General features: G+C 58.7%; 22 protein-coding genes and 1 pseudogene. 9 read left to right on the top strand and 14 right to left on the bottom strand.

Annotation, left to right across the window (positions count from 1 at the left end; genetic code table 11):
- Positions 1–32: 32 nt before the first annotated feature.
- From ACP7E4_RS11580 to ACP7E4_RS11555, 6 genes are read right to left on the bottom strand one after another with little or no spacing between them, the layout of a single operon-like run.
- Positions 33–1,364, bottom strand: a complete 1,332-nt coding sequence (locus tag ACP7E4_RS11580) for a DUF58 domain-containing protein (RefSeq protein WP_426113953.1) — start codon at positions 1,362–1,364, stop codon at positions 33–35.
- Between the two features lie 8 nt (positions 1,365–1,372).
- The gene (locus tag ACP7E4_RS11575; protein WP_426113859.1) at positions 1,373–2,434 is read right to left on the bottom strand and encodes an AAA family ATPase; all 1,062 of its coding nucleotides are present in this window, start codon (positions 2,432–2,434) and stop codon (positions 1,373–1,375) included.
- The gene (locus ACP7E4_RS11570) at positions 2,431–3,648 is read right to left on the bottom strand and encodes a DUF4350 domain-containing protein (RefSeq protein WP_426113861.1); all 1,218 of its coding nucleotides are present in this window, start codon (positions 3,646–3,648) and stop codon (positions 2,431–2,433) included. Before ACP7E4_RS11570 ends, ACP7E4_RS11575 begins: the two co-directional genes overlap by 4 nt.
- The gene (locus ACP7E4_RS11565; RefSeq protein WP_426113863.1) at positions 3,645–5,234 is read right to left on the bottom strand and encodes a DUF4129 domain-containing protein; all 1,590 of its coding nucleotides are present in this window, start codon (positions 5,232–5,234) and stop codon (positions 3,645–3,647) included. Before ACP7E4_RS11565 ends, ACP7E4_RS11570 begins: the two co-directional genes overlap by 4 nt.
- On the bottom strand, positions 5,221–6,201 hold the full coding sequence (locus ACP7E4_RS11560; RefSeq protein ID WP_426113865.1) for a stage II sporulation protein M: 981 nt from the start codon (positions 6,199–6,201) through the stop codon (positions 5,221–5,223). Before ACP7E4_RS11560 ends, ACP7E4_RS11565 begins: the two co-directional genes overlap by 14 nt.
- Positions 6,198–6,923 carry an RDD family protein gene (locus ACP7E4_RS11555; protein WP_426113867.1) on the bottom strand — a complete coding sequence of 242 codons (726 nt, stop codon included), beginning with the start codon at positions 6,921–6,923 and terminating at the stop codon, positions 6,198–6,200. Before ACP7E4_RS11555 ends, ACP7E4_RS11560 begins: the two co-directional genes overlap by 4 nt.
- A 216-nt stretch (positions 6,924–7,139) precedes the next feature.
- Here ACP7E4_RS11555 and sbcB point away from each other — a divergent pair, with 216 nt between their 5' ends.
- Positions 7,140–8,570 (top strand): exodeoxyribonuclease I, encoded by a 1,431-nt coding sequence (gene sbcB, locus ACP7E4_RS11550; RefSeq protein WP_426113869.1) that lies wholly within the window; start codon positions 7,140–7,142, stop codon positions 8,568–8,570.
- Positions 8,571–8,659: 89 nt separating this feature from the next.
- On the opposite strand, the gene mvaT is transcribed toward sbcB, so the two are convergent.
- Positions 8,660–9,040 carry a histone-like nucleoid-structuring protein MvaT gene (gene mvaT / locus ACP7E4_RS11545; RefSeq protein ID WP_020293038.1) on the bottom strand — a complete coding sequence of 127 codons (381 nt, stop codon included), beginning with the start codon at positions 9,038–9,040 and terminating at the stop codon, positions 8,660–8,662.
- Between the two features lie 354 nt (positions 9,041–9,394).
- On the opposite strand from mvaT, the gene purU reads away from it, so the two are divergent.
- Positions 9,395–10,246, top strand: coding sequence for a formyltetrahydrofolate deformylase (gene purU / locus ACP7E4_RS11540; protein ID WP_331151498.1), 852 nt, complete (start codon positions 9,395–9,397; stop codon positions 10,244–10,246).
- Between the two features lie 83 nt (positions 10,247–10,329).
- The gene (locus tag ACP7E4_RS11535) at positions 10,330–10,506 is read left to right on the top strand and encodes a hypothetical protein (protein ID WP_426113872.1); all 177 of its coding nucleotides are present in this window, start codon (positions 10,330–10,332) and stop codon (positions 10,504–10,506) included.
- A 1-nt stretch (position 10,507) separates the two neighbouring features.
- On the opposite strand, the gene ACP7E4_RS11530 is transcribed toward ACP7E4_RS11535, so the two are convergent.
- From ACP7E4_RS11530 to ACP7E4_RS11510, 5 genes and pseudogenes are all read right to left on the bottom strand, one after another.
- Positions 10,508–11,503, bottom strand: coding sequence for a lysylphosphatidylglycerol synthase transmembrane domain-containing protein (locus tag ACP7E4_RS11530; protein WP_426113874.1), 996 nt, complete (start codon positions 11,501–11,503; stop codon positions 10,508–10,510).
- Positions 11,500–12,279, bottom strand: a complete 780-nt coding sequence (locus ACP7E4_RS11525; RefSeq protein WP_426113876.1) for a DUF2334 domain-containing protein — start codon at positions 12,277–12,279, stop codon at positions 11,500–11,502. The genes ACP7E4_RS11530 and ACP7E4_RS11525 overlap by 4 nt, the downstream gene beginning before the upstream one ends.
- The gene (locus ACP7E4_RS11520) at positions 12,272–13,363 is read right to left on the bottom strand and encodes a glycosyltransferase family 4 protein (protein ID WP_426113955.1); all 1,092 of its coding nucleotides are present in this window, start codon (positions 13,361–13,363) and stop codon (positions 12,272–12,274) included. The genes ACP7E4_RS11525 and ACP7E4_RS11520 overlap by 8 nt, the downstream gene beginning before the upstream one ends.
- Before the next feature lie 185 nt (positions 13,364–13,548).
- The gene (locus ACP7E4_RS11515) at positions 13,549–14,313 is read right to left on the bottom strand and encodes a methyl-accepting chemotaxis protein (protein WP_426113957.1); all 765 of its coding nucleotides are present in this window, start codon (positions 14,311–14,313) and stop codon (positions 13,549–13,551) included.
- Between the two features lie 93 nt (positions 14,314–14,406).
- Positions 14,407–15,438: pseudogene (locus ACP7E4_RS11510) on the bottom strand (HAMP domain-containing protein); the annotation flags it as partial.
- Positions 15,439–15,628: 190 nt separating this feature from the next.
- Here ACP7E4_RS11510 and ACP7E4_RS11505 point away from each other — a divergent pair.
- Positions 15,629–17,119 carry a helicase HerA-like domain-containing protein gene (locus ACP7E4_RS11505; RefSeq protein ID WP_426113878.1) on the top strand — a complete coding sequence of 497 codons (1,491 nt, stop codon included), beginning with the start codon at positions 15,629–15,631 and terminating at the stop codon, positions 17,117–17,119.
- A gap of 58 nt (positions 17,120–17,177) precedes the next feature.
- Here ACP7E4_RS11505 and ACP7E4_RS11500 read toward each other — a convergent pair whose 3' ends face one another.
- Positions 17,178–18,650: an inorganic phosphate transporter gene (locus ACP7E4_RS11500; RefSeq protein ID WP_426113880.1), complete on the bottom strand. Its 1,473-nt coding sequence runs from the start codon at positions 18,648–18,650 to the stop codon at positions 17,178–17,180.
- A 236-nt stretch (positions 18,651–18,886) separates the two neighbouring features.
- Positions 18,887–19,084 carry a hypothetical protein gene (locus ACP7E4_RS11495; RefSeq protein WP_020293046.1) on the bottom strand — a complete coding sequence of 66 codons (198 nt, stop codon included), beginning with the start codon at positions 19,082–19,084 and terminating at the stop codon, positions 18,887–18,889.
- An 858-nt stretch (positions 19,085–19,942) separates the two neighbouring features.
- On the opposite strand from ACP7E4_RS11495, the gene pcaR reads away from it, so the two are divergent.
- The 5 genes from pcaR (at position 19,943) to ACP7E4_RS11470 (ending at position 25,386) form a co-directional block, all read left to right on the top strand.
- Positions 19,943–20,785, top strand: a complete 843-nt coding sequence (gene pcaR, locus ACP7E4_RS11490; protein ID WP_065834422.1) for a pca regulon transcriptional regulator PcaR — start codon at positions 19,943–19,945, stop codon at positions 20,783–20,785.
- Positions 20,786–20,928: 143 nt separating this feature from the next.
- The gene (locus tag ACP7E4_RS11485; protein WP_426113883.1) at positions 20,929–21,783 is read left to right on the top strand and encodes a CoA transferase subunit A; all 855 of its coding nucleotides are present in this window, start codon (positions 20,929–20,931) and stop codon (positions 21,781–21,783) included.
- Positions 21,780–22,562, top strand: coding sequence for a CoA-transferase subunit beta (locus ACP7E4_RS11480; protein WP_426113959.1), 783 nt, complete (start codon positions 21,780–21,782; stop codon positions 22,560–22,562). Before ACP7E4_RS11485 ends, ACP7E4_RS11480 begins: the two co-directional genes overlap by 4 nt.
- Positions 22,559–23,761 (top strand): 3-oxoadipyl-CoA thiolase, encoded by a 1,203-nt coding sequence (gene pcaF, locus ACP7E4_RS11475; RefSeq protein ID WP_426113885.1) that lies wholly within the window; start codon positions 22,559–22,561, stop codon positions 23,759–23,761. Before ACP7E4_RS11480 ends, pcaF begins: the two co-directional genes overlap by 4 nt.
- A gap of 335 nt (positions 23,762–24,096) precedes the next feature.
- Positions 24,097–25,386 (top strand): MFS family transporter, encoded by a 1,290-nt coding sequence (locus ACP7E4_RS11470; protein ID WP_426113887.1) that lies wholly within the window; start codon positions 24,097–24,099, stop codon positions 25,384–25,386.
- Positions 25,387–25,403: the final 17 nt, after the last annotated feature.

Raw genomic sequence — 25,403 nt, 5'->3', positions numbered from 1 at the left:
CCTTCGCCAGCTCGCGCTCTTTTGCTGTGTGATCACAGCGTTCCGGCTTTTTTCCAGCTTAAATAGCGGCTGACCAGCTCGGCCCCCAGTTGTCCCGGGCGCGAGTCCAGCACCTGCACGCCGTGTGCGCCCAAGCGTTCGAGCAAACCTGCCCGGGCATTCAGGAAGTCGACAGTTCCGCAGTAGGTCAGCGCTTCTTCCAGCGTCTGGACCGGCGCTTGTCGCAAATTATCCATGACCTCCTCACGCAAGCTGACCACCAGAACCCGATGGCGCTGACCCAGCTGTTTGACTGCTGTCAGCAATTCATCGTCGTCTTCATCACGCAAGTTGGTCATCAGTACCACCAATGCCCGACGTTTCTGCCTGACCAGCAACTGGCGCGCGGCAGCGCTATAGTCGGCCGGCCGCTGGGTGCTGGCCAGATCATAGACAGTATTGAGCAGCACGTTCAGCTGATCAGGGCCTTTGACCGGGGCCAGATAACGGTTTTGCTCGCTGGCAAAGGTCGAGAAACCCACGGCATCGCCCTGGCGCAGGGCGACATAACTGAGCAGCAAGGCGGCATTGAGGGCGTGATCGAAATGGGCAAGGTCACCATCCTGGCTGCGCATGCGGCGTCCGCAATCGAGCATGAACATGATCTGCTGGTCGCGCTCGTCCTGGTATTCCCGGGCAATCGGCGTGCGCTGCCGGGCGGTGGCTTTCCAGTCGATCTGGCGCAAGCTGTCGCCTTCGCGAAACTCGCGTAGCTGATTGAATTCCAGGCCCAACCCTCTGCGTTGCCGCTGGTGCACACCGAGCTGGCTGAGCCAGTTATCCACAGCCAGCAATTGCCCGCCATACAGCCGGGCGAAGTCCGGATAGACCCGAGTCGTGCCCGGCAGCGTCAGGTAGCGACGCGCGGTCCAGAATCCCATCGGGCTGGGCAGGCTGATTTCACAGCGTTCAAAGTTGAAAAGCCCGCGTTGCAAAGGCCGCAGGCGATAACCCATCTGGCTGTTAACGCCGGGTTGCAGCATCACGGACTGCGGTTGATGTTCGAAGTCCAGCCCGGCGGGAGGATGATCGAAAACAGCGATGGCCAAGGCTGAAGGGTGGCTGTGACTCAGGTCCAGGCGCACCTCGCCCCAGCGGCCCAGGGCCAGACCGCCAGGCAGATGGCGTTGCACGTCTGGCGAAGGCAAGCGTTTCAGGCGCCAGGCATCCAGCAGCGTCAGCAACAGCATGGCCGCGAGCAACGCCCAGTACAGCGTGTCAATTTCCTTGGGCACGTCGAGATTCAATGCCGAAAGAATCCCCAGCACCACCGCCACGACGGACAGGCCGGCCAGCCAGTAAAGCAAGGCAACAGACGGTTTCAGCGTCTGCTTCACAGGCGCGGTGCCGGGACTTGATCAAGCATTTGCCGGAGCACCTGTTCCACGGAAAGGCCTTCGATATCCAGGTCCGGGGACAGCCGGACCCGGTGGCGCAGTACAGCCAGGGCACAGCCTTTTATATCGTCGGGAATCACGAATTCACCGCCGCGCAGCAAAGCCCGGGCGCGACCGCCGCGCACCAGAGCAATGGAAGCGCGCGGGCCCGCGCCCAGCGTCAGGCCGGGCCATGTGCGAGTGGCGCGCGCCAGACGTACGGCGTAGTCGAGCACCTGTTCGTCCAGTGGCAATTCGCTGGCGATGCGCTGCAGGACTTGCACCTCTTTGGCTTGCAGGATCACTCGCAATGGCTGCACGTCGAGCATGTCGGCGCGGGTCGAACGGGTGACCTGGCGCACCATGTTCAGTTCTTCGGCAATATCGGGGTAGTCCATGCGCAGCTTGAGCATGAAGCGATCCAGCTCGGCTTCGGGCAGTGGATAAGTGCCTTCCTGTTCGATCGGGTTCTGGGTCGCCAGCACCATGAATGGCTGGCCGATTGGCAGTGCGCGGCCTTCGAGGGTGACCTGGCGTTCCTGCATGGCTTCGAGCAGCGCCGCCTGGGTCTTGGCCGGAGCCCGATTGATTTCGTCGGCCAGCAGCAGATTGGTGAACAGCGGTCCTTTGCGCAGCTTGAACTGCTCGGTCTGCATGTCGTACACGGCATGGCCGGTAACATCACTGGGCATCAGGTCGGGGGTGAACTGGATGCGCGCGAAGTCGGCGCCAATGCAGCGGGCCAGGGCGCGGACCAGCAAGGTCTTGCCAAGCCCCGGCACACCTTCGATCAACACATGGCCCGCGCCAATCAAGGCGGTCAGCACATCGTCCACGACTGCGCTCTGGCCGATCACGGCTTTTTGCAGTTCGTTGCGCAGGGCCTGGGCGAGCTGGCTGGCTCGCTGTCGCTGCTGAGCCTGATTGCTGACGGCGGCCGCAGGTTCGATCACAGGATCAAGGGTGAAATCGACAACAGGTTCACTGTGGTTCGACGGATCGGTCGTTTGATCGCTCATAAGGCATTCCTGAGGATTTGCAGGTGGGCCACCTGACGGGTGAATTCAGCATTCGACATTCGCTGCACGGGCCTTGGGCGCAAGGCCTGGCTGATGGCGCTGGTCGGTTGACGAGTGAGGCGCGACAGCACTTGCCACTGATCGGCCACTCCCAGCGTTTCGAAACCTGGATGACGTTGCCGGGCGCGGCGCAGGATATCCAGCTGCAAACCTCGCAATAACGCCTGCTGTCCGCTGCGACGGCGCAGGAAATCGGCGCTGGCCCGCAAGTGTTCGGTCAACTGTCGACGCGCCCGTCCCGCTGGAACCTGCAGTGGGCCATAACGTGTGCCGGCATGCCACAACGCGAAGCCGATCAGCAGGGCCAGTGTGCTCAGGGCCAGGGGGAAATGCCGCAGCAACAGGCTGAACAGATTGTCGTGCTGCGTGCGCAACACCATGGTGACCTCGCTGCCCTGGGTCAGATACCAGAGCAGCCATGCATTGTCGTACTTGGCGATAGCGCGGTTTTTCCACAGGTCGGCATCGGTGACCACGGTAATCAGCCCGTCGCCGTAAACCATTTGCAGCATGTGGGTGGCTGCAGCGCTGTTGGCCCAGGACTGCGCCTGATCAAGCGGGTCCTCAAGATGGAAGCTGGTATCGAAACTCATGTACGCCGGAGCTTCATCGTTTTCGACATACAGACGCGTGAGTTCGGGCCAGGGTATGGCGGGCGCCTTGTGGGTCGGAGCGAGCAACGGGATGACTGGTTTGAATCGCTCATCATCCTGTTGCCGTTCCTGGTCGTGCAGTTCCGTGGTCAGCAGTTGGTGGATCTGCAAACGGTCCAGCAGCGCGTCGCCGCTACGGCCTTTCTTCTCGTTCCACAGTTGTTCGGCAACAAAGAGCAGTCGCCCGCCAGCGCGAACCCAGCGCAGCAGCCTGTCGACCTGACCGGGCGTCATGTTTTCCCGGCTGTCGAGGAGCATCAGCGTCTGTGGCTGCTGAGCTGGCGTGGGCAGATTGCCGGGGGTGTCGCTGAGCTGAACGGGAATCGCGTGCTGTCGCAGGAAGTTTTCGGCAGCCAGGTAAGGATTGGCGCGCACTTGCGGGGAAGGACCCTGGTCGACTGTTTCGTCGTAGCGCTCAAGGTGTTTGACGAGGTACAGGCCAACAAGGCCCAGGACCAGCAACGCCGATAATGCGATCAACAGGGTTCTGCTGCGGCTCATCGTTGCGCCCCGGTCTTGAACAGCTCGCGCCAGCTGTTGCAGAGTTCCTGCCCGACATGGGCGGGTGGGAGCTGATGGCCGTAAGCAAGGTTCTGCCAGTGGCGGGTGAGGTTGATGCTGAAGTCATGCAGCGACTGTTGATTCAGCTGTGCCACACGTTCCAGCACTTCGCCCTCGGTATCGGCGCTTTTCAGCGGCAGCCGATAATCAGTGAGCAAGCGGCTGAGCAGCGCCCGATACAGCAGGCCGAGCGCTTCGCGGGGTTGGTTCGGCCACAGTTTTTCGGCGCTGCCCGCGACATCGTCGGGCAGGCTTTGCGCCCCGACCTTGAGTCCGAACATCTGCTGCGGAGTGCTGCGAACTACGCGTTTTTTGAGGGGCTTGCGGCTGACCAACGTGCTGAACCAGCTTCTGTAGCGCCAGATCACCAGACCGATCAAGGCAATGGCTGCGCCCCATAACAACACTTTGATAATTTCGGACGCTACGCTGGCGGCATTGAATAACCAGGCCAGCCATTTGAGTGGCGGGTTGGTTTTGTGCTCGGCCTTGGTTGCGTTGGGTGCCGGTTTTTCTTCGGCAAATCGCCAGCCCGAGACAGCTTTGGGGTTCTTGAACGGCGGCTGCTCCAGCAGCGCCTTGATTTGCTGGCGCGCAGCTTCGCTGGACAATGGCTGGTGGGTCAGACGCGCCGTGTTGGGTCCGGCTTCGTTCTTTCGAAAAGCGTGTTCTTCCTGGAGCGGAACCGGGCAGCTCAAATCCGCTTGCGCCGACCATGCCGGGGGCGCCAGGGTCGTCAGGATGACTCCTGCTCCGATGATCAGCACATAGGCGCTGCCGATCAGCCGCTGGCGCAGGCGACGCAAGACCAACTCGATGTCCCAGGCTTCGAGGGCGGTGCGGCGGTTCAGATAAAGCGTGAAGCCGCAGGCAACGTAGATCGGCCCCCAGACAATCAACACCAGCGCATAAAAAGCGTTGGTCAGGTGCTCCAGCCAATTCCAGCTACCTTCGATATCCACAAGGGTGCGCCAGCTCCAATCGATTTCGATTTGTTGCGGTATCAGCGTGTAAAACAGGATGCCCATGCCGATCCACAGGCACAGCTCCAGCGCACTGCCCACCAGGGTCAGGCAGCGCGCGGCGCGCAGGTCTTTCTGGCTGAGCAGGCCGATACGCACACTGCGTTGCGTACCCGACAGGTTTTCCAGTTGCTGCACGGGCAGGGTGAAACTGCGGGCGAGACTGAATCTGCGCCATGTGATGCTGGCTAGCAGTTGCGGTTTCAACAGGCGTAGCCACGCCTTCAACGCGCTTTTCAGGGTCGGTGCCGGGCCGAACAATGCCTGCGAAAGGATCAGTAGCGGCAAAGGTTCGAAGACCGGTTTCAACCACCAGAACAGTACGATTGCCAGGGTTGGATAGTCCCAGAACACCAGACTCAGCAGGGCGAAAACCGGCAGGGTCACAATGGCCCAGCTGGCCATCAACAGGCTGCGGTGCTCTTGAGCCAACAGCACGCCCAGATCGATGGCTTCCCAGGGATTACGTGGCCGAATCGCCACGCTGGCGTCAGTCAGGCGCATGGGCAATCCGTCCGGCGAAAACCAGGTAGCTGATCACCAACCCCCAAAGTGCCGCGCCGACCGCGTATTTGACGGTGGGACCGGGCCAGACCATCGACGACCAATAAGCTTCTATGAATGCCGCGATCAGCAGAAACAGAATCACGCCGTAGATCAGCTGCAGACTTGTTTGCGCTGCACGTCGCAGCGCTTCGCCCCGGGTCAACCGGCCGGGAGCCAGTAATGACCAGCCCAGTTTCAATCCTGCAGCGCCTGCCAGGGCAATGGCTGTCAGCTCAAAGGCGCCATGGCCGACAACGAACGACCAGAACGTCTGCCCGTAGCCGATGCCGGTCAAATGCCCGGCGACGGCGCCAATCATCAGGCCGTTGAAAAACAGGAAGAACAGGCTGCCCAGGCCGAATAACAATCCGGTCGCATAGGTCTGAAAGGCGATACCGATGTTATGCATGATGTAGTAGCCGAACATCATCCAGTCGTCGCTGGATTCACGCTCCAGTGCCTGGCCGATCCGCCGTGCCGTCGGGTCGTACATGCTTTCCATTTCGGCGACCTGCTGGGCGTCGATCACGCTGTACACCAGATCGGGAAAACCATGCACCAGCAGGCCCATGCCAATCAGGCTGCCGAAAAACAGCACGCCGGCAATCCACACGAAGCGCCATTCGGCGCGCACCAGACGGGGAAAGCCGGCCAATATGAAACTCAAAACCTGCATGCCGACGGCGCTGCGATGGCGATAGAGCTGTTGATGGCCGCGCATGGCCAGTTGTTGCAGCGGATCGATCAGGTGGCTGCTGTAGCCGCGCTCCTGGGCAAGGGCCAGTTGATGGCAGATGCGCCGGTAATCGCTGGGGAAACTCCGGCTCGTGGCCGCGTCGGCTTTGCCGCTTTCAAGGGCGTCCAGCTGCTCGGTGAACAGCTGCCAGTCAGGCTGGTGCCGGCTTTCGAAGAGACTCTGTTTCATGTCGGACCCAACAGGCCGCGTGCGATTCCGTTGAGATGAACCACCGCCTGCTCGGGATGAACATGCAGCGGTTGGGCAAGGATCGAGGCGAGTTCGCGGGTACGCTCGGGGGACAGATCCGCCTGTCGCTCGGCGAAACCGAGCAGCGCGCGCTGCTCTTCCAGGCTCAATACGAAGGGCGCAATCACCGGTTCGGCGAAGGGCAGGTCAGGGCGTTGCAACGGCATGTCGCGATAAACCACCAGTGTGCCGGCGGCAAGATCGCCAAGTCGCTTGAATTGCGGGTGTTGCAGGCAGCTTATGGCGCCGATGCTGTAGCCGAAAGGCAGCATGTCGACGAAGCGCAGCAGGTTGCGGATCAGCGAGGAGGTCCAGCCAATGGGCGTGCCGTCATCATGAATGACCCGCAGGCCCATAAAGTGCTTGCCGGGCGTGCGTCCCTGATTCAGCACTTCGAACAGCACCATGTACCACCAGGTCACGAGGAACAGCGCCATGGCGCTCAGGCCCATGCCGAACTTGTCGAAGAAGCTGAACAGCACGAACAGGACTGCCATGACCAGGGCACGGATGCCGAAGTCGATGGTAAACGCGATAGCGCGCGGCACCAGGCCCGCCGGACGCATGATCAAATCGATGCCTTCCGGGGTTTCGATTCGGGTACGGGTGTCCAGTGGCGCGGGTGGCGCTGCATTCCTTGGCAAAGCGTGCGGGGTTGGCATTGTCGGGGACGATACACCTGAGTGTGATGCTGGGGGGTTATTGCCGGTTCGGGCCAAGCTAGCCAGCAAGACTAGCCACGGCGGGGATGCTAAGCAACTGAACTCTGAAAGCAGCGGTTGTAAGAAATGGTTTCGATGTGCAACGAATTATCTCTAATTCGCAATTTGCCTATGGGAAGTCCTACACTTTGCCGATCTTTAGTTCAGGATCAGCCCGTGACTTCCAGCATATTCTGGTACGACTACGAAACCACCGGCATCAATCCGCGCAATGATCGCGCACTTCAGGTGGCAGGTATCCGTACGGATGCCGATCTCAATGAAATCGCTGAGCCGGTCAATATTTATTGTCAGCCCAGCGACGATATTCTGCCTCACCCTGCGGCGTGCATGATTACCGGAATCACGCCGGCCCGACTGGCTGAAAGTGGCTTGGGAGAGGCCGAGTTCATGACTCGGGTGCATGCCGAGCTGTCAGCCCCCGGTACCTGCGGCGCGGGTTACAACACTCTGCGTTTCGATGATGAAATAACCCGCTACAGCCTGTATCGCAACTTCTTCGATCCTTATGCTCGTGAGTGGCAGGGCGGCAACAGCCGCTGGGATCTTATTGACGTGGTGCGCGCCGCTTATGCATTGCGTCCGGACGGCATTGTCTGGCCTGAGGAAGAGGGGCGTGTGACGCTCAAACTTGAGCGTCTGACCGCCGCTAATGGCATTGACCACGGGCATGCTCACGATGCGTTATCCGATGTGCGCGCCACTATTGGCCTGGCGCGCCTGATTCGGGAGAAACAACCTCGGCTTTATGACTATCTTTTCCAGTTGCGCGGTAAACAGAAAGTCCAGGAGCAAATTCGCCTGTTGGAACCACTGGTTCACATTTCTGGAAGGTTTTCCGCTGCCCGACATTACTTGGGGGTCGTGATACCGCTGGCGTGGCATCCGCAGAATCGCAATGCCCTGATTGTCTGCGACTTACAGCTGGACCATTCGCCGCTGCTGGAGCAAGACCCGGAAATATTGCGACAGCGTTTATATACCCGGCGCGAAGATCTGGCCGATGGCGAGCTGCCGGTACCGCTCAAACTGCTGCATATAAATCGTTGCCCGGTTATCGCACCTTTAAAGGTGTTGCGAGACGAAGATCAGCAGCGCTTACAACTGGATATGTCGGCTTTGCAGGCTCGTGCCCGCGAGCTTCAAGACACGCAGGATGTCTGGCAGGAAAAACTCAAGGCGGTTTATGGGCGTGACGATTTTGCCGCCAGCCAGGATCCTGAGCAGCAACTGTATGACGGCTTTATTGGTGATCGTGATCGCAGGCTTTGTGAACAAGTACGCACTGCCGAACCTGAACAGTTGGCGGCCGAGTCGTGGCCTTTCGATGATCAGCGTTTGCCTGAATTGTTATTTCGCTATCGCGCGCGTAACTTTCCGCACACCCTGAGCAGCGAGGAGCAACAACGCTGGCGTCAATTTTGTCAGGATCGCTTGAAGGCCACGGAATACGGGGCGCCTAATACCTTACAAGGTTTTACAACGTCGCTTGCCGAATTGACCCTTAGTGCCACACCTGAGCAGCTCAAGGTATTGAGCCAATGGCAGGATTATGTAACGCAGTTACGCCAGCGGCTGGACCTTTGATAAAACGAAACACTTTATTGCAGGCAATAAAAAACGCCAGATGACTGGCGTTTTTGAGGGGTCGCGAAACAAGGCGACCTGCTTCGGGCTTAGCCCAGCAGGGTTGCCCAGCTCTCAACCTCGTCACCGCCCCACTTGGCTTTCCACTCTTTCAGAGTCTTGTGGTTGCCACCTTTGGTTTCAATGACTTCGCCATTGTGCGGGTTTTTATATTGCTTGACCTTGCGAGCACGCTTGGTGCCGGTAGTTTTTACCGCTGCGCCGCGTGGGGACTTGCCAACTTTGGCGTCCGGATCCAGCAGAGCAATGATGTCACGCAGCGATTTTTGATATTCGCCCATCAGCGTGCGCAGTTTGCCTTCGAATTCCAGCTCGGTTTGCAGTTTGTCGTCTTGGGACAGATTCTTCAAACGGGCTTGCAGTTCTTTGATGGCTTCTTCTGTGGCGCGGTATTCGTTGATCAAGGACATGAGGGATACCTTATGTTGTCAGGTGGCAGGGAGACAGTGACGCAATAATAGTCACGCGCTTTGACCAAGTAAACATTAAAGAAAAGTTTTATTTGAATTATTTAGAAATATACAGGTTTCCTACAGCGTCATAAAACTAGATGGACGCCGCCAACGCAGTAAAGATGCTCGCTATAACGCTGTTAAAGCAGCCAATGATCAGCCGGGCGTCATCTCCGGTGGCAGGATTGAGTAAGGTGGGTGCTGCGGGAGGCGAACACGCAGCCCGGCTACGAATCAGTCAACAGGAATACTGCAGTTTTGCCGCACATTCGCTAGAATGGCGACCTTTGCGAAGTTCTGGAGTTTTTTCAAATGCGCACTTTTCGTCTGGTGATAGCTTGCCCGGACCGTGTCGGCATCGTTGCCAAAGTCAGTAACTTTCTGGCGTCCTATAACGGCTGGATCACCGAAGCGAGTCATCACTCGGACAATCTCAGTGGCTGGTTCTTCATGCGTCACGAGATTCGTGCCGATACCTTGCCGTTTGAACTGGAAGCTTTTCGCGAGGCGTTCACGCCCATCGCCGAAGAGTTTTCGATGGATTGGCGTATCACCGATTCGGCGCAGAAGAAGCGTGTGGTGCTGATGGCGAGCCGCGAGTCGCATTGTCTGGCTGACCTGCTGCACCGCTGGCACAGCGATGAGCTCGATTGCGAAATATCGGCGGTGATCTCCAATCACCAGGATTTGCGCAGCATGGTCGAGTGGCACGACATTCCTTATTACCACGTGCCGGTTGATCCAGCAGACAAGGAACCGGCGTTCGCCGAGGTATCGCGTCTGGTGGCCCATCATCAGGCCGATGTCGTAGTGCTGGCGCGTTACATGCAGATCTTGCCACCCCAGCTGTGCCGCGAATATGCGCATCAGGTCATCAACATTCACCACAGCTTCCTGCCTTCGTTCGTCGGTGCCAAGCCTTATCACCAGGCCTCGCTGCGGGGCGTGAAGTTGATTGGCGCAACTTGCCACTACGTGACTGAAGAGCTGGACGCCGGGCCAATCATCGAACAGGACGTGGTTCGCGTCAGTCACAGCGACAGCATTGAAAACATGGTGCGTTACGGCCGCGATGTGGAAAAGATGGTTCTGGCCCGTGGCCTGCGCTATCACCTGGAAGACCGCGTCCTGGTGCACAACAACAAGACTGTCGTATTCGACTAATCTGTACGCCAACAGTCCGGCTGGCTGTATGCAGACAGGCAGGCAGCAGTCGGACGCTGACGTGACAGCGAGGTGTGAAACGCGTGACTGATCCTCTCGATAAAGCCACTTCAACAGCGCCCCCGACCTTGGGCGAGGGCTGCCTGAGCCGCTACGACCCGGACGCCTTGTCGCCAGATGACGGCACCGAGTTCGAAGGTGCCGCCGAGCTTTGGCGGGATCTGCAAAAGACCTCGGATAAAGCTGACCAGAAAAGCTGAGTTACGCTTCCCGAAGACGCATCAGCTTGTTCAGCAATGGCCGGCCAACCATTAATAAGAAGATCGGGCCGCCAACCACCAGATAGAAGTAATAGGTCACTGCGCGCCAGATCAGAATCGCGGCGGCCGCCGTGGACTTGCCCACGATCGGCGCCAGCAATGCCGCTGAGGTCAACTCGGCGGCGCCCGCGCCACCTGGCAGCAGGCTGAACTGTCCGGCGCTCAGGGAAAGCATCTGGATCAGAAAACTCCACGCCCATTCCACATCCACTCCAAGTCCGCGCAGCGCCAGGTACAGCACGCTGTAGCGCAGCCCCCAATGCATGCAGGTCAGCAGGAAAACCGCCGCCAGCCGTTTACGCGGCATTTTCAGGGTGTCGGCCAGCGCATCCCGAAAATGCAGGAGCTTGCGGGCCCATCGTCGGCGGGTGGTGGCTTTGGTATTGAGCCGCTTGAGCAAGCGACCGTTGAATTTGATGACCTGCCGATGAAAGTGGCCGAAGCCCGCACACAGGCATAAACCGCCGACAACCAGAACGCCGCTGACCGTCAGCATCCACTCCATGCGCTCGCCTAGATGATGAAAAACGGCGTAAAACATGATGCCTACCAGTGCCAGCACGAAGAACAGCAGGTCGCTGAGCTGATCGGTGGCAAACACCGCACTGCTTTTCGCCGCGCCGACGCCATTGCGCGAAAGTACTGCCATCAGGGTCAAGGGTCCGCCGCTGCCGCCGGGTGTGGCGCAATAGGCAAATTCGGCGGCCATTACGACGCCAAGGCTGCGCGGTACGCTGACCGCGCTGCTGCTTTCGCCCAGCAGCAAGCGCAGGCGCATCGTGTTCAGGCACCAGCACACAATGATCATGCCGAACATGGCCAGCAGCAGGGCGAAGGGAAAACTGCCCAGACGCTGAAACATGTCTGCGCCGCCGAGCACCAAGGGAGCCACGATTGCGACCAGCAAACCGGCGCTCAGCCAGAGGATGCGGGTCACGCTGCCGACCTCAAGACGTGCGCCTGCTTTTTCAACCAGGTTGCTTTGGTCATGGGTTGTCTGCCGTTTTCGATAAGTCGTTTCAATAGTTGCAGCCAATAGTTGCGTGAATAGTCGTGGCGCATGTCCACCGGGTGCAGGCCGAGGCGAATTGTCGAAGCATCCTGCAATTGCGCTTCACGATGATCACTGATGAGTTTCGACAGGCCGCGTCGCCAGGGGCTGCGAGCGCTCCAGACGATGCCCGGTGCGTCGATTCGGGAAAAGTCTGGCAGACGATACAGATGTTGCGGATCACTTGTGTAGTCCAATGGTAACTGGCGAAGCGCCTGACGCGTGCCGTCACTCATCAGCCAGGCCGGTGCGACAAACCCGTGCAGCGGCCAGCCGTGGCGTTGGAAAAGCTCGATGCCCGATTCGATTCGGCCCATGGCCCGGGCTTGATCCAAGGCATAAAACTCGCCTTCCCAAGTGTAGATACGCCGCATGAAATAGTCTCGTGGCGTACGCGCCGGTGGGCCGTCGTCGCAATGATAGTAACCGTGCAGGGCCAATTCGTCGCCCCGACTCAGTCGTTGCTGCAGCAGGTTCTGAAACTTCAGGTCATTAACAATCGGGTTACGCTTGTGGAAATCCGGCACCACCAGCCAGGTCATGGGAATTGCGCCCATGGCGTCCACCGCCGCAACAAAGGCCTGATAGTCCGGCCAGGTTTCTGGCGCTACGTCATGCAGAACCAACAGCACACTGCGCTGGTTTGAATTGACGTCAACCATGAGCGAGCGCCGGAGTGCGGCAGTCCAGCACCGCTTGATAGTGTTCGAGCAAGCCGCTGACGACGATATCCCAGCTGTAGCGCTCATTTACATGTTGCCGGGCTGCCTGGCCTTTTTTTGCAGGATTTGTGGCGAACAGTTCGCGCACCGCGCTGGCCATCGCCTGCGGATGGTTGGGTGGGCAGAGCAGGCCGCATTCCTGAGGCAGAATCTCGGTGAATGCCCCGGCTGCCACGGCCACCACGGGAATCCCGCTGGCCATGGCTTCGAGGACGACCAGGCCGAAGGTTTCCTGATCACCTGCGTGGATGAGGGCGTCAGCGCTGGCTAACAGCCGCGCGACTTCAGAGGCGGCGCAGAAATGGCCGATCACCGAAACGTTATCCGGAACCTGCATGGGCATGTGTGACCCGACCAGCAGCAGGTGATAACCCGCACCCAGCCGCTTCATGCAGTCGAGCAGCACCGGCAGGTTTTTCTCCTTGGAGCCACGGCCGGCGAAGATCAGCAAGCGCGTATCTTCGCTAAGACCAAGTTCGGTCTTTACAGCGGGATCGCGCAACCCGGGATTGAACGTGACCAGATCCACCCCAAGCGGCTGCACATAGACGTTCTCGACGCCCAGGCTAATGAGCTTGTCGGCCATGACCTTGCTCGGCGCCAGCACCCGATCAAAATTGCCATACAGCTTGCTGACATAGGCTTCAACGTTGGTTCCCAGCCAACTGCCCACGCGATTGCTCACCAACAGCGGCAGGTCGGAATGATAGAAGCCGATCACCGGCACATCCAGTTGACGGCGTGCGTCCAGCGCAGCCCAGGCAGTGAGATAGGGATCACCGACTTCGATCAGATCCGGCTTCAAGGCTTGCAGGACGTTTCGCCAAGGTGCGACCCGCAACGGAAAACGATAGCCGTTGCCGAAGGGCAGGGCCGGTGCGGGTACTTTATAGATGCCGTCTCGCTGACTGAAACCGGGGCCAGGCACCAGCAGGCTGTGGCGAACGCCAGGGCGCAGGCCCAGACGACGATGTTTGGCGTCAAGGTAGGTACGAACGCCACCGCTGGCTGGGGCGTAGAACATGGTCATGTCAGCGATATGCACGTGAACATTCCTCCGGTGTGTCGTCGTCCTAAACGTTGACCACTGACAAGAATAGTTGTTCGGCGCAACGTGGCGGCTGGTATCGCGGCAACAGACGCACTAAAGCTGAGGAGCGGGGACCGCGCCTCAGGTAGACGCGGCGGTAACAGTGGGGGCTGGTTGAATTAGATGCGGAAGCTGCCGACCAGATGCTTCAGACGAGCGGCCTGTTGTTCCAGGTCCGAACAGGCGCGCAGCGTCGATTGCAGGTTTTCCACGCCCTCCTGATTGAGGGTGTTGATTTCGGTGATGTCCACGTTGATCGATTCGACCACCGACGTCTGTTCTTCGGTCGCAGCGGCCACCGACTGGTTCATGCCGTCGATCTCACCGATGCGTCGGGTTACGCTGCCCAGTCGCTCGCCGGCCTGATTGGCAATGGTCACGCTGTCCTGGCTATGGCGTTGGCTTTCACCCATTGTCGCCACCGAATCTCGCGCACCGACCTGCAATTCTTCGATCATCTTCTGTACTTGCTGCGACGATTCCTGCGTGCGGTGGGCCAGGTTGCGTACCTCGTCGGCGACCACGGCAAAACCACGCCCGGCTTCCCCGGCCCGTGCGGCCTCGATAGCCGCGTTGAGCGCCAGCAAGTTGGTCTGCTGGGAAATACTGGTAATGACTTCCAGGATTTGTCCGATATTCACCGTTTTGCTGTTCAGCGCTTCGATGTTCACGCTCGACGTGCTGATCGTCGACGACAACTTGTTCATCGACTCGATGCTTTGCTCAACCACCCGTTGACCTTCTTCGGCCATCGTGCGCGCGTCACTCGCCTGTTGCGACGCCTGCGCCGCGTTGTGGGCAATTTCCTGCGCGGCCGCGCCTAATTGATTGATCGCGGCGGCGACACTGTTGGTGCGATTGGATTGTTCGTCGGAATTGACCATCGATGAATTGGAAGCGCTGACGACTCTCAGGGCCACTTCGTTGACCAGTTGGGTCGCCGAGGACACTTCGCGAATCGAGCTGTGAATACGTTCCACGAAGCGGTTGAACGCGGTGCCCAATATGCCGAATTCGTCCTGCGCCTGAACGGTCAGGCGTTTGGTCAGGTCGCCTTCACCGTCGGCGATGTCCTGCATGGCGCGGGTCATGACGTGCAAGGGTTGCAACAGCAGGCGAATCAGCATGCCCAGCAAGGCAATGATGATGACCACTGCAATGACCGTGGCGATCACCGCCGAAGTGCGGAACTGGCTGAGCATGGCGAACGCTTTATCTTTATCAATGCTCAGCCCGAGGTACCAGTTCACCGAAGGCAGGCCCTCGATGGGCGCAAAGGTGAAGATGCGGGTCTTGCCGTCAACATCCACTTCGCTCCAGTCGCTGCTGATGCGCGGCGTGTCCTGTGGATAAATCTCTTTCAGGGACTTCATTACCTTGGCTTTGTCCGGGTTGACCAGGACTTTACCGTCAGCGCTGACCAGAAACGCGTAACCCATGCCATCGAAGTTCAGCGCGTTGATGATCTTGACGATGATATTCAGGTTCAGGTCGCCGCCGGCCACACCGATGGTCTGCCCCGCCTTGGTGACCGGCGTGGCGATCGTGATGATCAATTCGCCATTTGAGGCATCGGTGTAGGGTTCGGTCAGCAGGGTGCTGCCGTTGCTCAGCGCGCCTTTATACCAGGGCCGCGAGCGGGGATCGTAATCGGCCGGCAATTCACTGACCGGCAGGCTGATGAACTTGCCAGCGCTGTCGCCCAGATAGGCAAAATCGAATGTCGAAGCCAGCGCCTTTTGACCCAGCAGGCTGGTGACGGTAGCCGGGTCGGGATTGTTGGCAATGGTCTGGGCAACGTTTTCCACCAGCAGGATGCGCCCGGACAACCAGTTCTGAATATTGGTGGCAGTGCTGTTGCCCATTTCCTGAAGATAATTATTCAGGTCGTCTCGAATGGCATGACGTTGCAGATAATCGTTATACAGAGTGAAAGAGGCAAACGCGGCAATCACAATCAATGACGCGGCAAGCAGGATTTTATGGCTGAATTTCAGAGTTTTGTTCATATCGTGATAGGTCCGCTAAGGTTAATTCCGTACCAGACGCGTGTTGGGCGACTGCTTGGCCGGGAGTACCACGAAAAATGGTCAATACTTTCTCTCACTCCTTTAAGAAAAATCCGACAAATTTCCAGGTCATTGGGTGTTATCAAACCTATCGACCACTCAGATATAAAGTTTAAAGACAGGTGACGAAATGCCCGACTCTCAGCAGTTTGTTATTGGCGCCAATCTCGATGGGCAACCGGTAACCCAGGATATACGTCTGGCGAACCGACATGGCCTGGTAGCAGGCGCGACCGGCACCGGCAAAACGGTGACTTTGCAGCGTCTGGCGGAAGCCTTCAGCGATGCGGGCATTGCCGTGTTTGCCGCAGACATAAAAGGTGATCTTTGCGGGTTGGGCGCAACCGGTGAGCCCCAGGGCAAGATTGCCGAACGGATCGCCGGCATGCCCTGGTTGAATCACACGCCGCAGGCTTATCCCGTCACGTTGTGGGATATCCACGGCCAGAGCGGTCATCCGTTGCGCACAACCTTGACGGAAATGGGGCCGCTGCTGCTGGGCAGTCTTCTGGAACTGACCGACAGCCAGCAGTCGGCGTTGTACGCGGCGTTCAAGGTGGCCGATCAGGAAGGACTGCTGCTGCTCGACATCAAAGACCTCAAGGCGCTGCTCAATCATCTGCGCGACAATCCGCAGTTGCTCGGCGAAGACAGCTCGCTGCTGACTACCGGTTCGAGCCAGGCCTTGCAGCGGCGTCTGGCAATTCTGGAGCAGCAAGGGGCTGAAGCCTTGTTTGGCGAGCCCGCGCTGCAACTGGAAGATATTCTGCAACCGACCCGCGACGGGCGCGGGCGCATTCATCTGCTGGACGCCAGCCGTCTGGTGCACGAAGCGCCGAAGGTTTATGCGACGTTCCTGCTGTGGCTGCTGGCCGAACTGTTCGAGCAATTGCCGGAGCGAGGCGACGCCGACAAACCGTTGTTGGCGCTGTTCTTCGATGAGGCGCATCTGCTGTTCGCCGACACGCCCAAGGCGTTGCAGGAACGGCTTGAGCAAGTAGTGCGGCTGATTCGTTCCAAGGGTGTCGGCGTGTACTTTGTCACGCAATCACCGGGCGACCTGCCGGACGATGTGCTGGCGCAACTGGGCCTGCGTATCCAGCATGGCTTGCGCGCGTTCACTGCCAAAGAGCAAAAGTCCCTGCGTGCGGTGGCCGATGGCTTCAGGCCCAATCCCGATATCGACACCCTGGCGGTGCTGACCGAGCTGGGCATTGGTGAAGCGCTGGTGGGCACCTTGCAGGCAAAGGGTACGCCAGCCATGGTCCAGCGGGTGCTGGTCGCACCGCCCCAATCGCGCATCGGGCCGCTGAGCGAAGGCGAGCGGGCGAGCCTGATGGCTCAGTCACCCTTCGTCGGTCGTTATGACAAGCCTGTGGATCGCGAATCCGCTTATGAAATGTTGATCGCCCGCAAGATTGCGACGCCTGACGGAACCGAAGTGCCTGAGAAAAGCGCCAAGGAACAGGATAGCTTCAGCGACATGGCGGGCGAATGGCTGGGCGGCGTGGCGGGGCAGGCCATGAAAAGCGCGGTACGACAAGCCGCTAATCAGCTGGGCCGTCAGTTGGTGCGCGGTTTGATGGGGTCACTGCTGGGCGGGGCAAAAAAACGCCGGTGAGTCAGGAGCAGCGCCCCGCGGATTGCCCGCGCTGGCGCTGCTCACTACTGGATGGTCGTCAGGCCAGTACTTTGGACGCCAGCCAGAATAAACCGGCGGACAGGCCGACAGTTGCCGGCAGGGTCAGCACCCAGGCCAGCAGGATGTTGCGTACCGTACCGCCTTGCAGGCCACTTTTATTCGCGACCATGGTGCCGGCCACGCCAGACGACAGAATATGCGTCGTGGAAACCGGCAGGCTGAACACGTTGGCCAAAGCGATGGCGCTGGCGGTGGTGATCTGTGCCGACATGCCTTGAGCGTAAGTCATGCCTTGTTTGCCGATCTTCTCGCCAATGGTCAGAACCACGCGTTTCCAGCCAACCATGGTGCCGACACCCAACGCCAGCGCGACCGCCAGAATCACCCAGAACGGCGCGTATTCGGTGGTGACCGTCAGGTCCTTACGCAGCTTGTCCAGATCGGATTTTTCACGTGGGCCCAGGGTTGGCAGTTTGGCAACCTTGCGAGCAGTGTCGTCCAGGCAAAGCAGGTAACGACGCACTTCGATGCGGCGTTCAGGCGGCAACGCGTGATAATCGGAAACACCTTTCAGCGTATCGAGCAGGGCGTCGATGGTCGGTTCGGTCTGATCCGGGTTGCAGCTTGAACTGGCTGGCAGATCACCTTTCTCCGCTTTGCCCAGGGCCAGGAATTCACCCAGCGTCGCGCTATTACGGTTATAGAACTGACTCAGGTGCAGGGTTGCATCGCGAGTACGTTCAATCTGGTAGGTGGTGCTGCTCAAGTCCAGAACAAACTGGCTCGGCACGATACCAATCAGCACCAGCATGATCAGGCCGATGCCTTTCTGGCCATCGTTGGAACCATGCACGAAGCTCACCGCCATGGCGGAAATCACCAGTACCAGGCGATTCCAGAACGGCGGATGCTTTTTGTCATCCAGTTTGCGGCGCTGATCCGGTGTCTTGTGCATCTTCGACTGCGGACGCCACCATTTCAAACCGACCAGCACCAGTGCGGCAACCAGGAAACCGGCCAGCGGCGAGAACACCAGCGAAGCGCCGATATCGATCGCTTTCTGCCAGTTCACGCCATCAGCCAACGGAATATCGTTGATCAACGCGTTGGCCAGGCCCACACCGAGGATCGAACCGATCAGCGTGTGGGAACTGGACGCCGGAATACCGAAGTACCAGGTACCGAGGTTCCACGTGATCGCCGCTGCCAGGAGTGAGAACACCATGGCAAGGCCGTGGCCGGTGTTCACGTTGATCAACAGCTCGACCGGCAGCAGGTGAACGATGGCATAGGCCACGCCGACCCCGCCCAGCAGCACGCCGAGAAAGTTGAACACACCGGAGAAGAACACTGCCAGGTGAGGCGGCATGGCTTTGGTGTAAATGACTGTCGCCACCGCGTTGGCGGTGTCATGAAAGCCGTTGATGAACTCGAAGGTGAGGACGAAAGCCAGGGCGAGCAGCAAGCTCACAAGTACCCAAGCATCTAGCCCGCTGAATAAATCGATCATGAAGGTTTTCTGACCCGGTCTGAAGGGGGCGGGATTATGACAGAAAAAATACTGATCGATGTGTCAGCCGCTCACTGGTATCGCCAGACAATGAAAATCAGTGCGTAAATACCCCGCCCGTGAGTTGGTCGGGGAAGTGGTAATGCACTTGTTTCATGAATGCAACCGTGACACGCAATTGCCTTGAAGAGGTCGACCGACTTCGCCAGACGCCGCGCGCCGGGGAATGGAAGGTGTCAGAGCTCTTCTTTCAGGTCGCTTTCCATCTTCTGCAATTCTTGCTTGAACGCTTGATCCAGCAGACTGGCTTTTTTGCGCCAAGGCTTGCGTTCTGGCTCTGGTTGCGCGGCGTAGGTGGTGATTTCCCCGCCGTAAACATCCTTGAAACGTTGTTCCTTGCGCTCAAGTTCCGCGCGCAGTTCATCTTTCGTCACTGTATTACCTGATTAAGTTGAGTTAACTCTGGTGATATCGCGAGCGTAGAAGTGTTCGAACATGATCATCCCAACGTACGACGCTGTAATGGCCTACCGGCCAGACAGATACCTGGGATCAGGAACATGAAGCTGAACGTCTTCTTGCTGCTCGCGGCTACGGACACCAGAAACAACGCTGTCGTAGCGACAAGGTCAAGTTGCAAACGCTATAGCTGTATTGGCGGCAGTTTTCATTTCGCATGATTAAGAAACGATGCACCGCTGCAGTCCAGTGATTCCGGCATGGGAACCGTGCCTGGAGTGCGCCTTGCATTCACTGCGAATCGTTATTGCCAGCCAATTGACTGACACTATCTCCAAGAACTTCAGTCTCGTCAACTATATGTGAGGGTTGAGTTGCCGACGACTTCATTAAAGGCGAATTTTCTGTACGACTGTTCCGAAGTTCAGGTGGGTGATGAATATGACGATAGTTTCATACACGTGATATTGACGCAGTCGGCCAAAATTCTGACGTCTGCTTCTATGCAAAGGCATCAACTGCATTGGCTGTTTTTGCCTGCTACAGAAATGGCATGAAGGAGAGGAATGGCTTTGGGCTATCAATGCGCAGAAATAAAAACGGCCTTGCTTAGTGGGCAAGGCCGCGCCTAGGACTTCTCAGTGGGTACCTGACCAGTATTTCCAAGAAGCCACTTATTGGCAGGTGAAAGGTATAAGTATCTTCGCAGCGGGTCAATTGCGATTATCGGCCAGTTGTTCGATAATCGCCCGTCGTGTTATGAGCTGGGGCTTTAACAAAGCCTGAAAGCGGCGGTATATAAGGCCTAAAAGGGTATGGGTGAGGTATCAACGATGAACGACGAACTGCGTAATTCTTTTGCCTCGCTGGCGCCGCCCATCGTGGCATCGCCCGCCAAGCGCATTCAGGCGTTTACCGGCGACCCGGATTTCATGACGTCGCTGGCGCGCGGGCTGGCGGTGATCCATGCGTTTCAGGAACGTAAACGCCATCTGACCATCGCCCAGATCAGCCATCGCACGGAGATTCCCCGCGCCGCTGTGCGCCGCTGTTTATTAACCCTGATCAAACTCGGCTACGCCACGACGGATGGACGCACCTATTCATTGCTGCCCAAGGTGCTGACGTTGGGTCATGCCTATCTGTCGTCAACGCCGCTGGCGGTTTCCTCCCAGCCGTATCTGGATCGCATGAGTGATTTGCTGCACGAGGCGTGCAACATGGCGACCCTCGAAGGCGACGACATTCTTTACATCGCGCGCTCGGCGACTACCCAGCGACTGATTTCCGTGGACCTGGCGGTGGGCGGTCGGTTACCGGCGTACTGCACTTCCATGGGCCGGATCCTGCTGGCAGCGCTGGATGATGTTTCCCTGCACGAATACCTGGATCACGTGGACTTGCAGCCCAAGACCAGCCGCACCATTCGCACGCAACAGGAATTGCTCGAATGCCTGCAGCAGGTTCGTCAGCAAGGTTGGTGCATTGTCGATCAGGAGCTGGAACAAGGCCTGCGTTCCATTGCCGTGCCGGTTTACGACGCGTCGGGTCAGGTATTGGCCGCGCTCAATGTCAGCACCAGCGCCGGGCGGGTCGCGCGCAGTGATCTGGAGCAGCGTTTCCTGCCAATCATGCTGGACGCCAGTCGGGATCTGAGCACGCAGCTGTTTACCTGAGATGAACCTGATTTGGTGCGATTAACGAACACTTAGTCGATTATCGGATTGTTTGCCTCGATGCCCCGGCATAACCTCATATCCATTCCAGCGCAGAAGTCTTGCGCTGTCCAATGACAAGATTTGAGTTCGGGAGCACCCTCATGGCTGAAATACTTTCTCTACGCGACGCCGTGAAGCAATTCGTCAACGATGGCGACACCGTTGCGCTGGAAGGCTTCACCCATTTGATCCCAACCGCTGCTGGCCACGAAATCATCCGTCAGGGCAAAAAAGACCTGACTCTGGTACGCATGACGCCGGACCTGATCTACGACCAGTTGATCGGTGCCGGTTGTGCCAAACGCCTGATCTTCTCCTGGGGCGGTAATCCTGGTGTTGGCTCGCTGCATCGTCTGCGTGACGCCGTCGAAAAGCAGTGGCCGCACTCGATTGAAATCGAAGAGCACAGCCATGCCGACCTCGCCAATGCTTATGTCGCAGGTGCTTCCGGGTTGCCATTCGCCGTGCTGCGGGCCTACGCCGGTTCCGATCTACCCAAGGTCAACCCGCTGATCAAGACTGTCACGTGCCCATTCACTGGCGAAGTGCTCGCTGCGGTGCCGGCGGTGCGTCCTGATGTCACCGTGATTCATGCGCAGAAAGCCGACCGCAAAGGCAACGTGCTGCTGTGGGGCATTCTTGGGGTGCAGAAGGAAGCCGCCCTGGCTGCCAAGCGTTGCATCGTGACCGTCGAAGAAATCGTTGATGACCTGCAAGCGCCGATGAATGCCTGCGTCTTGCCGACCTGGGCCTTGAGCGCGGTATGCCTGGTGCCGGGCGGCGCGCATCCTTCTTATGCCCACGGTTATTACGAGCGCGACAACCGTTTCTACCAGGCCTGGGACGCGATTGCCCGCGACCGCGCAAGCTTCACCGCCTGGATCGACGAATACATCCTGGGCACCGCTGATTTCAGCGAATTTCAGCAAAAGCTGGCCGCACCGGAGGCAAAATAATGAACTACTCCACCAATGAAATGATGACCATTGCCGCCGCACGCCGCTTGCGCAACGGCGCGGTGTGCTTCGTCGGCATCGGCCTGCCTTCCAAGGCCGCCAACCTGGCGCGGCTGACGTCCTCGCCGGACGTGGTGCTGATTTATGAATCCGGCCCGATTGGCGCCAAGCCTTCGGTCTTGCCCCTGTCGATTGGCGACGGCGAGTTGGCCGAAACCGCCGATACCGTGGTGTCCACCAGTGAAATCTTCCGCTACTGGCTGCAAGGCGGCCGGGTAGACGTCGGCTTTCTCGGCGCCGCGCAAGTCGACCGTTTCGGCAATATCAACACCACCGTGGTTGGCGACTACAACAACCCGAAAGTGCGTTTGCCGGGTGCCGGCGGCGCGCCGGAAATCGCCGGTTCCGCCAAGCAGGTGTTGATCATCCTCAAACAGTCGGCCCGGGCGTTCGTCAACAAACTCGACTTCATGACCTCGGTCGGCCATGGCGAAGGCGGCGACTCGCGCAAACGCCTGGGCCTGCCAGGCGCCGGGCCGGTAGGGATCATCACCGATCTGTGCATCATGGAACCTGAAGCGGATACCAACGAATTTGTCGTGACCACGCTGCATCCTGGCGTGACCCGCGAACAGGTGATTGCCGCCACCGGTTGGGAAGTGCGCTTTGCCGACAACGTCGAATATTCCGCCGACCCGACCGATGTTGAATTAAATGCCCTGCGTGACCTGGAAGCGCGAACCGCTGCCGCTCACGGCCAGGCACCGGGAGAAGCGTGATGCGTGACGTCTTTATCTGTGATGCGATTCGCACTCCGATTGGTCGCTTCGGCGGCGGCTTGGCCAGCGTTCGCGCCGACGATCTGGCCGCTGTGCCGATCAAGGCGCTGATGGAGCGCAACCCTTCGGTGAACTGGAACGAAGTCGACGAAGTGTTCTTCGGCTGCGCCAACCAGGCGGGCGAAGACAACCGCAACGTCGCACGCATGGCGGCGTTGTTGGCGGGCTTGCCCGAGAGCATTCCGGGCGTGACGCTCAATCGGCTTTGCGCTTCGGGCATGGACGCCATCGGTACGGCGTTTCGCGCCATTGCTTCTGGCGAGATGGAGCTGGCGATTGCTGGCGGCGTTGAGTCCATGTCCCGTGCGCCGTTTGTCATGGGCAAGGCCGATGCGGCGTATTCGCGCAACATGAAGCTGGAAGACACCACCATTGGCTGGCGCTTCGTCAATCCGCTGATGAAGGCACAGTACGGTGTCGATTCGATGCCACAAACCGGCGATAACGTCGCCGATGATTTCAAGATTTCTCGAGCCGATCAGGACGCTTTCGCCCTGCGCAGCCAGCAGCGCACTGCCGCTGCCCAGGCTGCGGGCTTTTTCAAAGAGGAAATCGTTGCGGTACGCGTGGCGCACAAGAAGGGCGAAACGGTTGTCGAGCAGGATGAACATCCGCGCGCCGACACCAGCCTGGAAACCCTGAGCAAGCTCAAGCCGGTCAATGGTCCTGACAAGACCGTCACCGCTGGCAATGCTTCGGGCGTCAACGATGGCGCCGCAGCGCTGATTCTGGCTTCGGCCGACGCGGTAAAAAAACACGGGCTGACCCCGCGCGCACGGATTCTCGGCATGGCCAGCGCCGGTGTTGCGCCGCGCGTCATGGGCATCGGCCCGGTTCCGGCAGTGCGCAAACTGGTGGAGCGCCTGGGTTTGGCGGTGGCGGATTTCGATGTAATCGAACTCAACGAAGCCTTCGCCAGCCAGGGTTTGGCGGTGTTGCGCGAGTTGGGTCTGGCCGACGACGCGCCGCAGGTCAATCCTAACGGCGGCGCCATTGCCCTGGGGCATCCGCTGGGCATGAGCGGTGCGCGGCTGGTGCTCACAGCTTTGCATCAACTGGAAAAAAGCGGTGGCCGTCGAGGTCTGGCGACCATGTGTGTCGGAGTAGGGCAGGGCCTTGCGCTGGCGATAGAGCGCTAACGCGACACCCGCAAATCACACTCACCCGAGTCGTCGACTGCCTCCACGAAAAGGCAAATCGACGGCTTGGGTGATTGTTTTAGTGGGTCAAAAACACTGTGGGAGCGAGGCTTGCCCGCGAAGACTTTGCTTCATGCCCGGTAATGTAGTGGCTGTACTTACCCCTTCGCGAGCAAGCTCGCGCCCACAAAATTTCCATTCCATTCCACTCCGCCGGAACGCCGAATCGATAATTGGGGCAACCCGATAATTCTTTTCAAATTGTTGCGCGCTCTTCGGTGACAATGTTACAGGTTATGTCTTGAAATGCTGTTTAACACTTATGGGGAAAAATAATGACAACGACGCATTACACAGGTGAAGAACGCAGCAAGAGGATATTCGCGATTGTCGGTGCTTCTTCAGGCAACCTCGTCGAATGGTTCGACTTTTATGTCTATGCCTTCTGCGCAATCTACTTTGCGCCAGCTTTTTTTCCGTCAGACGATCCAACCGTGCAATTGCTCAATACCGCTGGCGTGTTTGCCGCCGGGTTTCTGATGCGGCCTATCGGTGGCTGGCTGTTCGGTCGGGTGGCCGACAAACACGGTCGCAAGAACTCGATGATGATTGCGGTGCTGATGATGTGCGGCGGCTCGCTGATCATCGCGTGCCTGCCGACTTATGCGTCGATTGGCGCCTGGGCACCGGCGCTGCTGTTGTTGGCGCGTCTGATTCAGGGCTTGTCGGTGGGCGGTGAGTACGGCACGACTGCGACCTACATGAGCGAAGTCGCTTTACGCGGGCAACGCGGCTTTTTCGCATCGTTTCAGTACGTGACGCTGATTGGCGGCCAGTTGCTGGCGGTGCTGACGGTGGTCATCATGCAGCAGTTCCTCAGCACTGAAGAATTGCGCGCCTACGGCTGGCGGATTCCGTTTGTCATCGGTGCCATTGCCGCGGTGATTTCCCTGTTTCTGCGTCGCAGCCTGGAAGAAACCACCACCGCTGAAAGCCGCAAGGATAAAGACGCCGGTAGCATCAGCGCATTGTTCCGCGATCACAAGGCTGCCTTTATCACGGTTTTGGGTTACACCGCCGGCGGCTCGCTGATTTTCTACACCTTTACCACCTACATGCAGAAATACCTGGTGAACACCGGCGGCATGCATCCCAAGACCGCCAGTTACATCATGACCGGCGCGCTGTTCCTTTATATGTGCATGCAGCCGCTGTTTGGCATGCTGGCGGACAAGATCGGTCGTCGTAACTCGATGCTGTGGTTCGGCGCGCTGGGCACGCTGTGCACCGTGCCGATTCTGATGACGCTCAAGACCACCACCAACCCGTACATGGCGTTCGTCTTGATCACCCTGGCGCTGGCGATTGTCAGCTTCTATACCTCGATCAGCGGTCTGGTCAAAGCCGAGATGTTCCCGCCGCAAGTGCGCGCGTTGGGGGTTGGTCTGGCCTATGCGGTCGCCAACGCCGTGTTCGGCGGTTCGGCCGAGTACGTGGCACTGAGCCTGAAGAACATGGGCATGGAGAACAACTTCTACTGGTACGTAACGGTGATGATGGCCGTCGCGTTCCTGTTCAGCCTGCGTCTGCCGAAACAGCCGAAGTACCTGCACGAAGATCATTGATGAGTCACGCGGCTGCT

Origin of the sequence: Pseudomonas sp. DSP3-2-3 (genome assembly GCF_049898225.1) — a bacterium.
Classification (GTDB): Bacteria; Pseudomonadota; Gammaproteobacteria; order Pseudomonadales; family Pseudomonadaceae; genus Aquipseudomonas.
The sequence above is the reverse complement of the archived record's forward strand: the minus strand, read 5'-3'. Positions and strand labels throughout refer to the sequence as shown.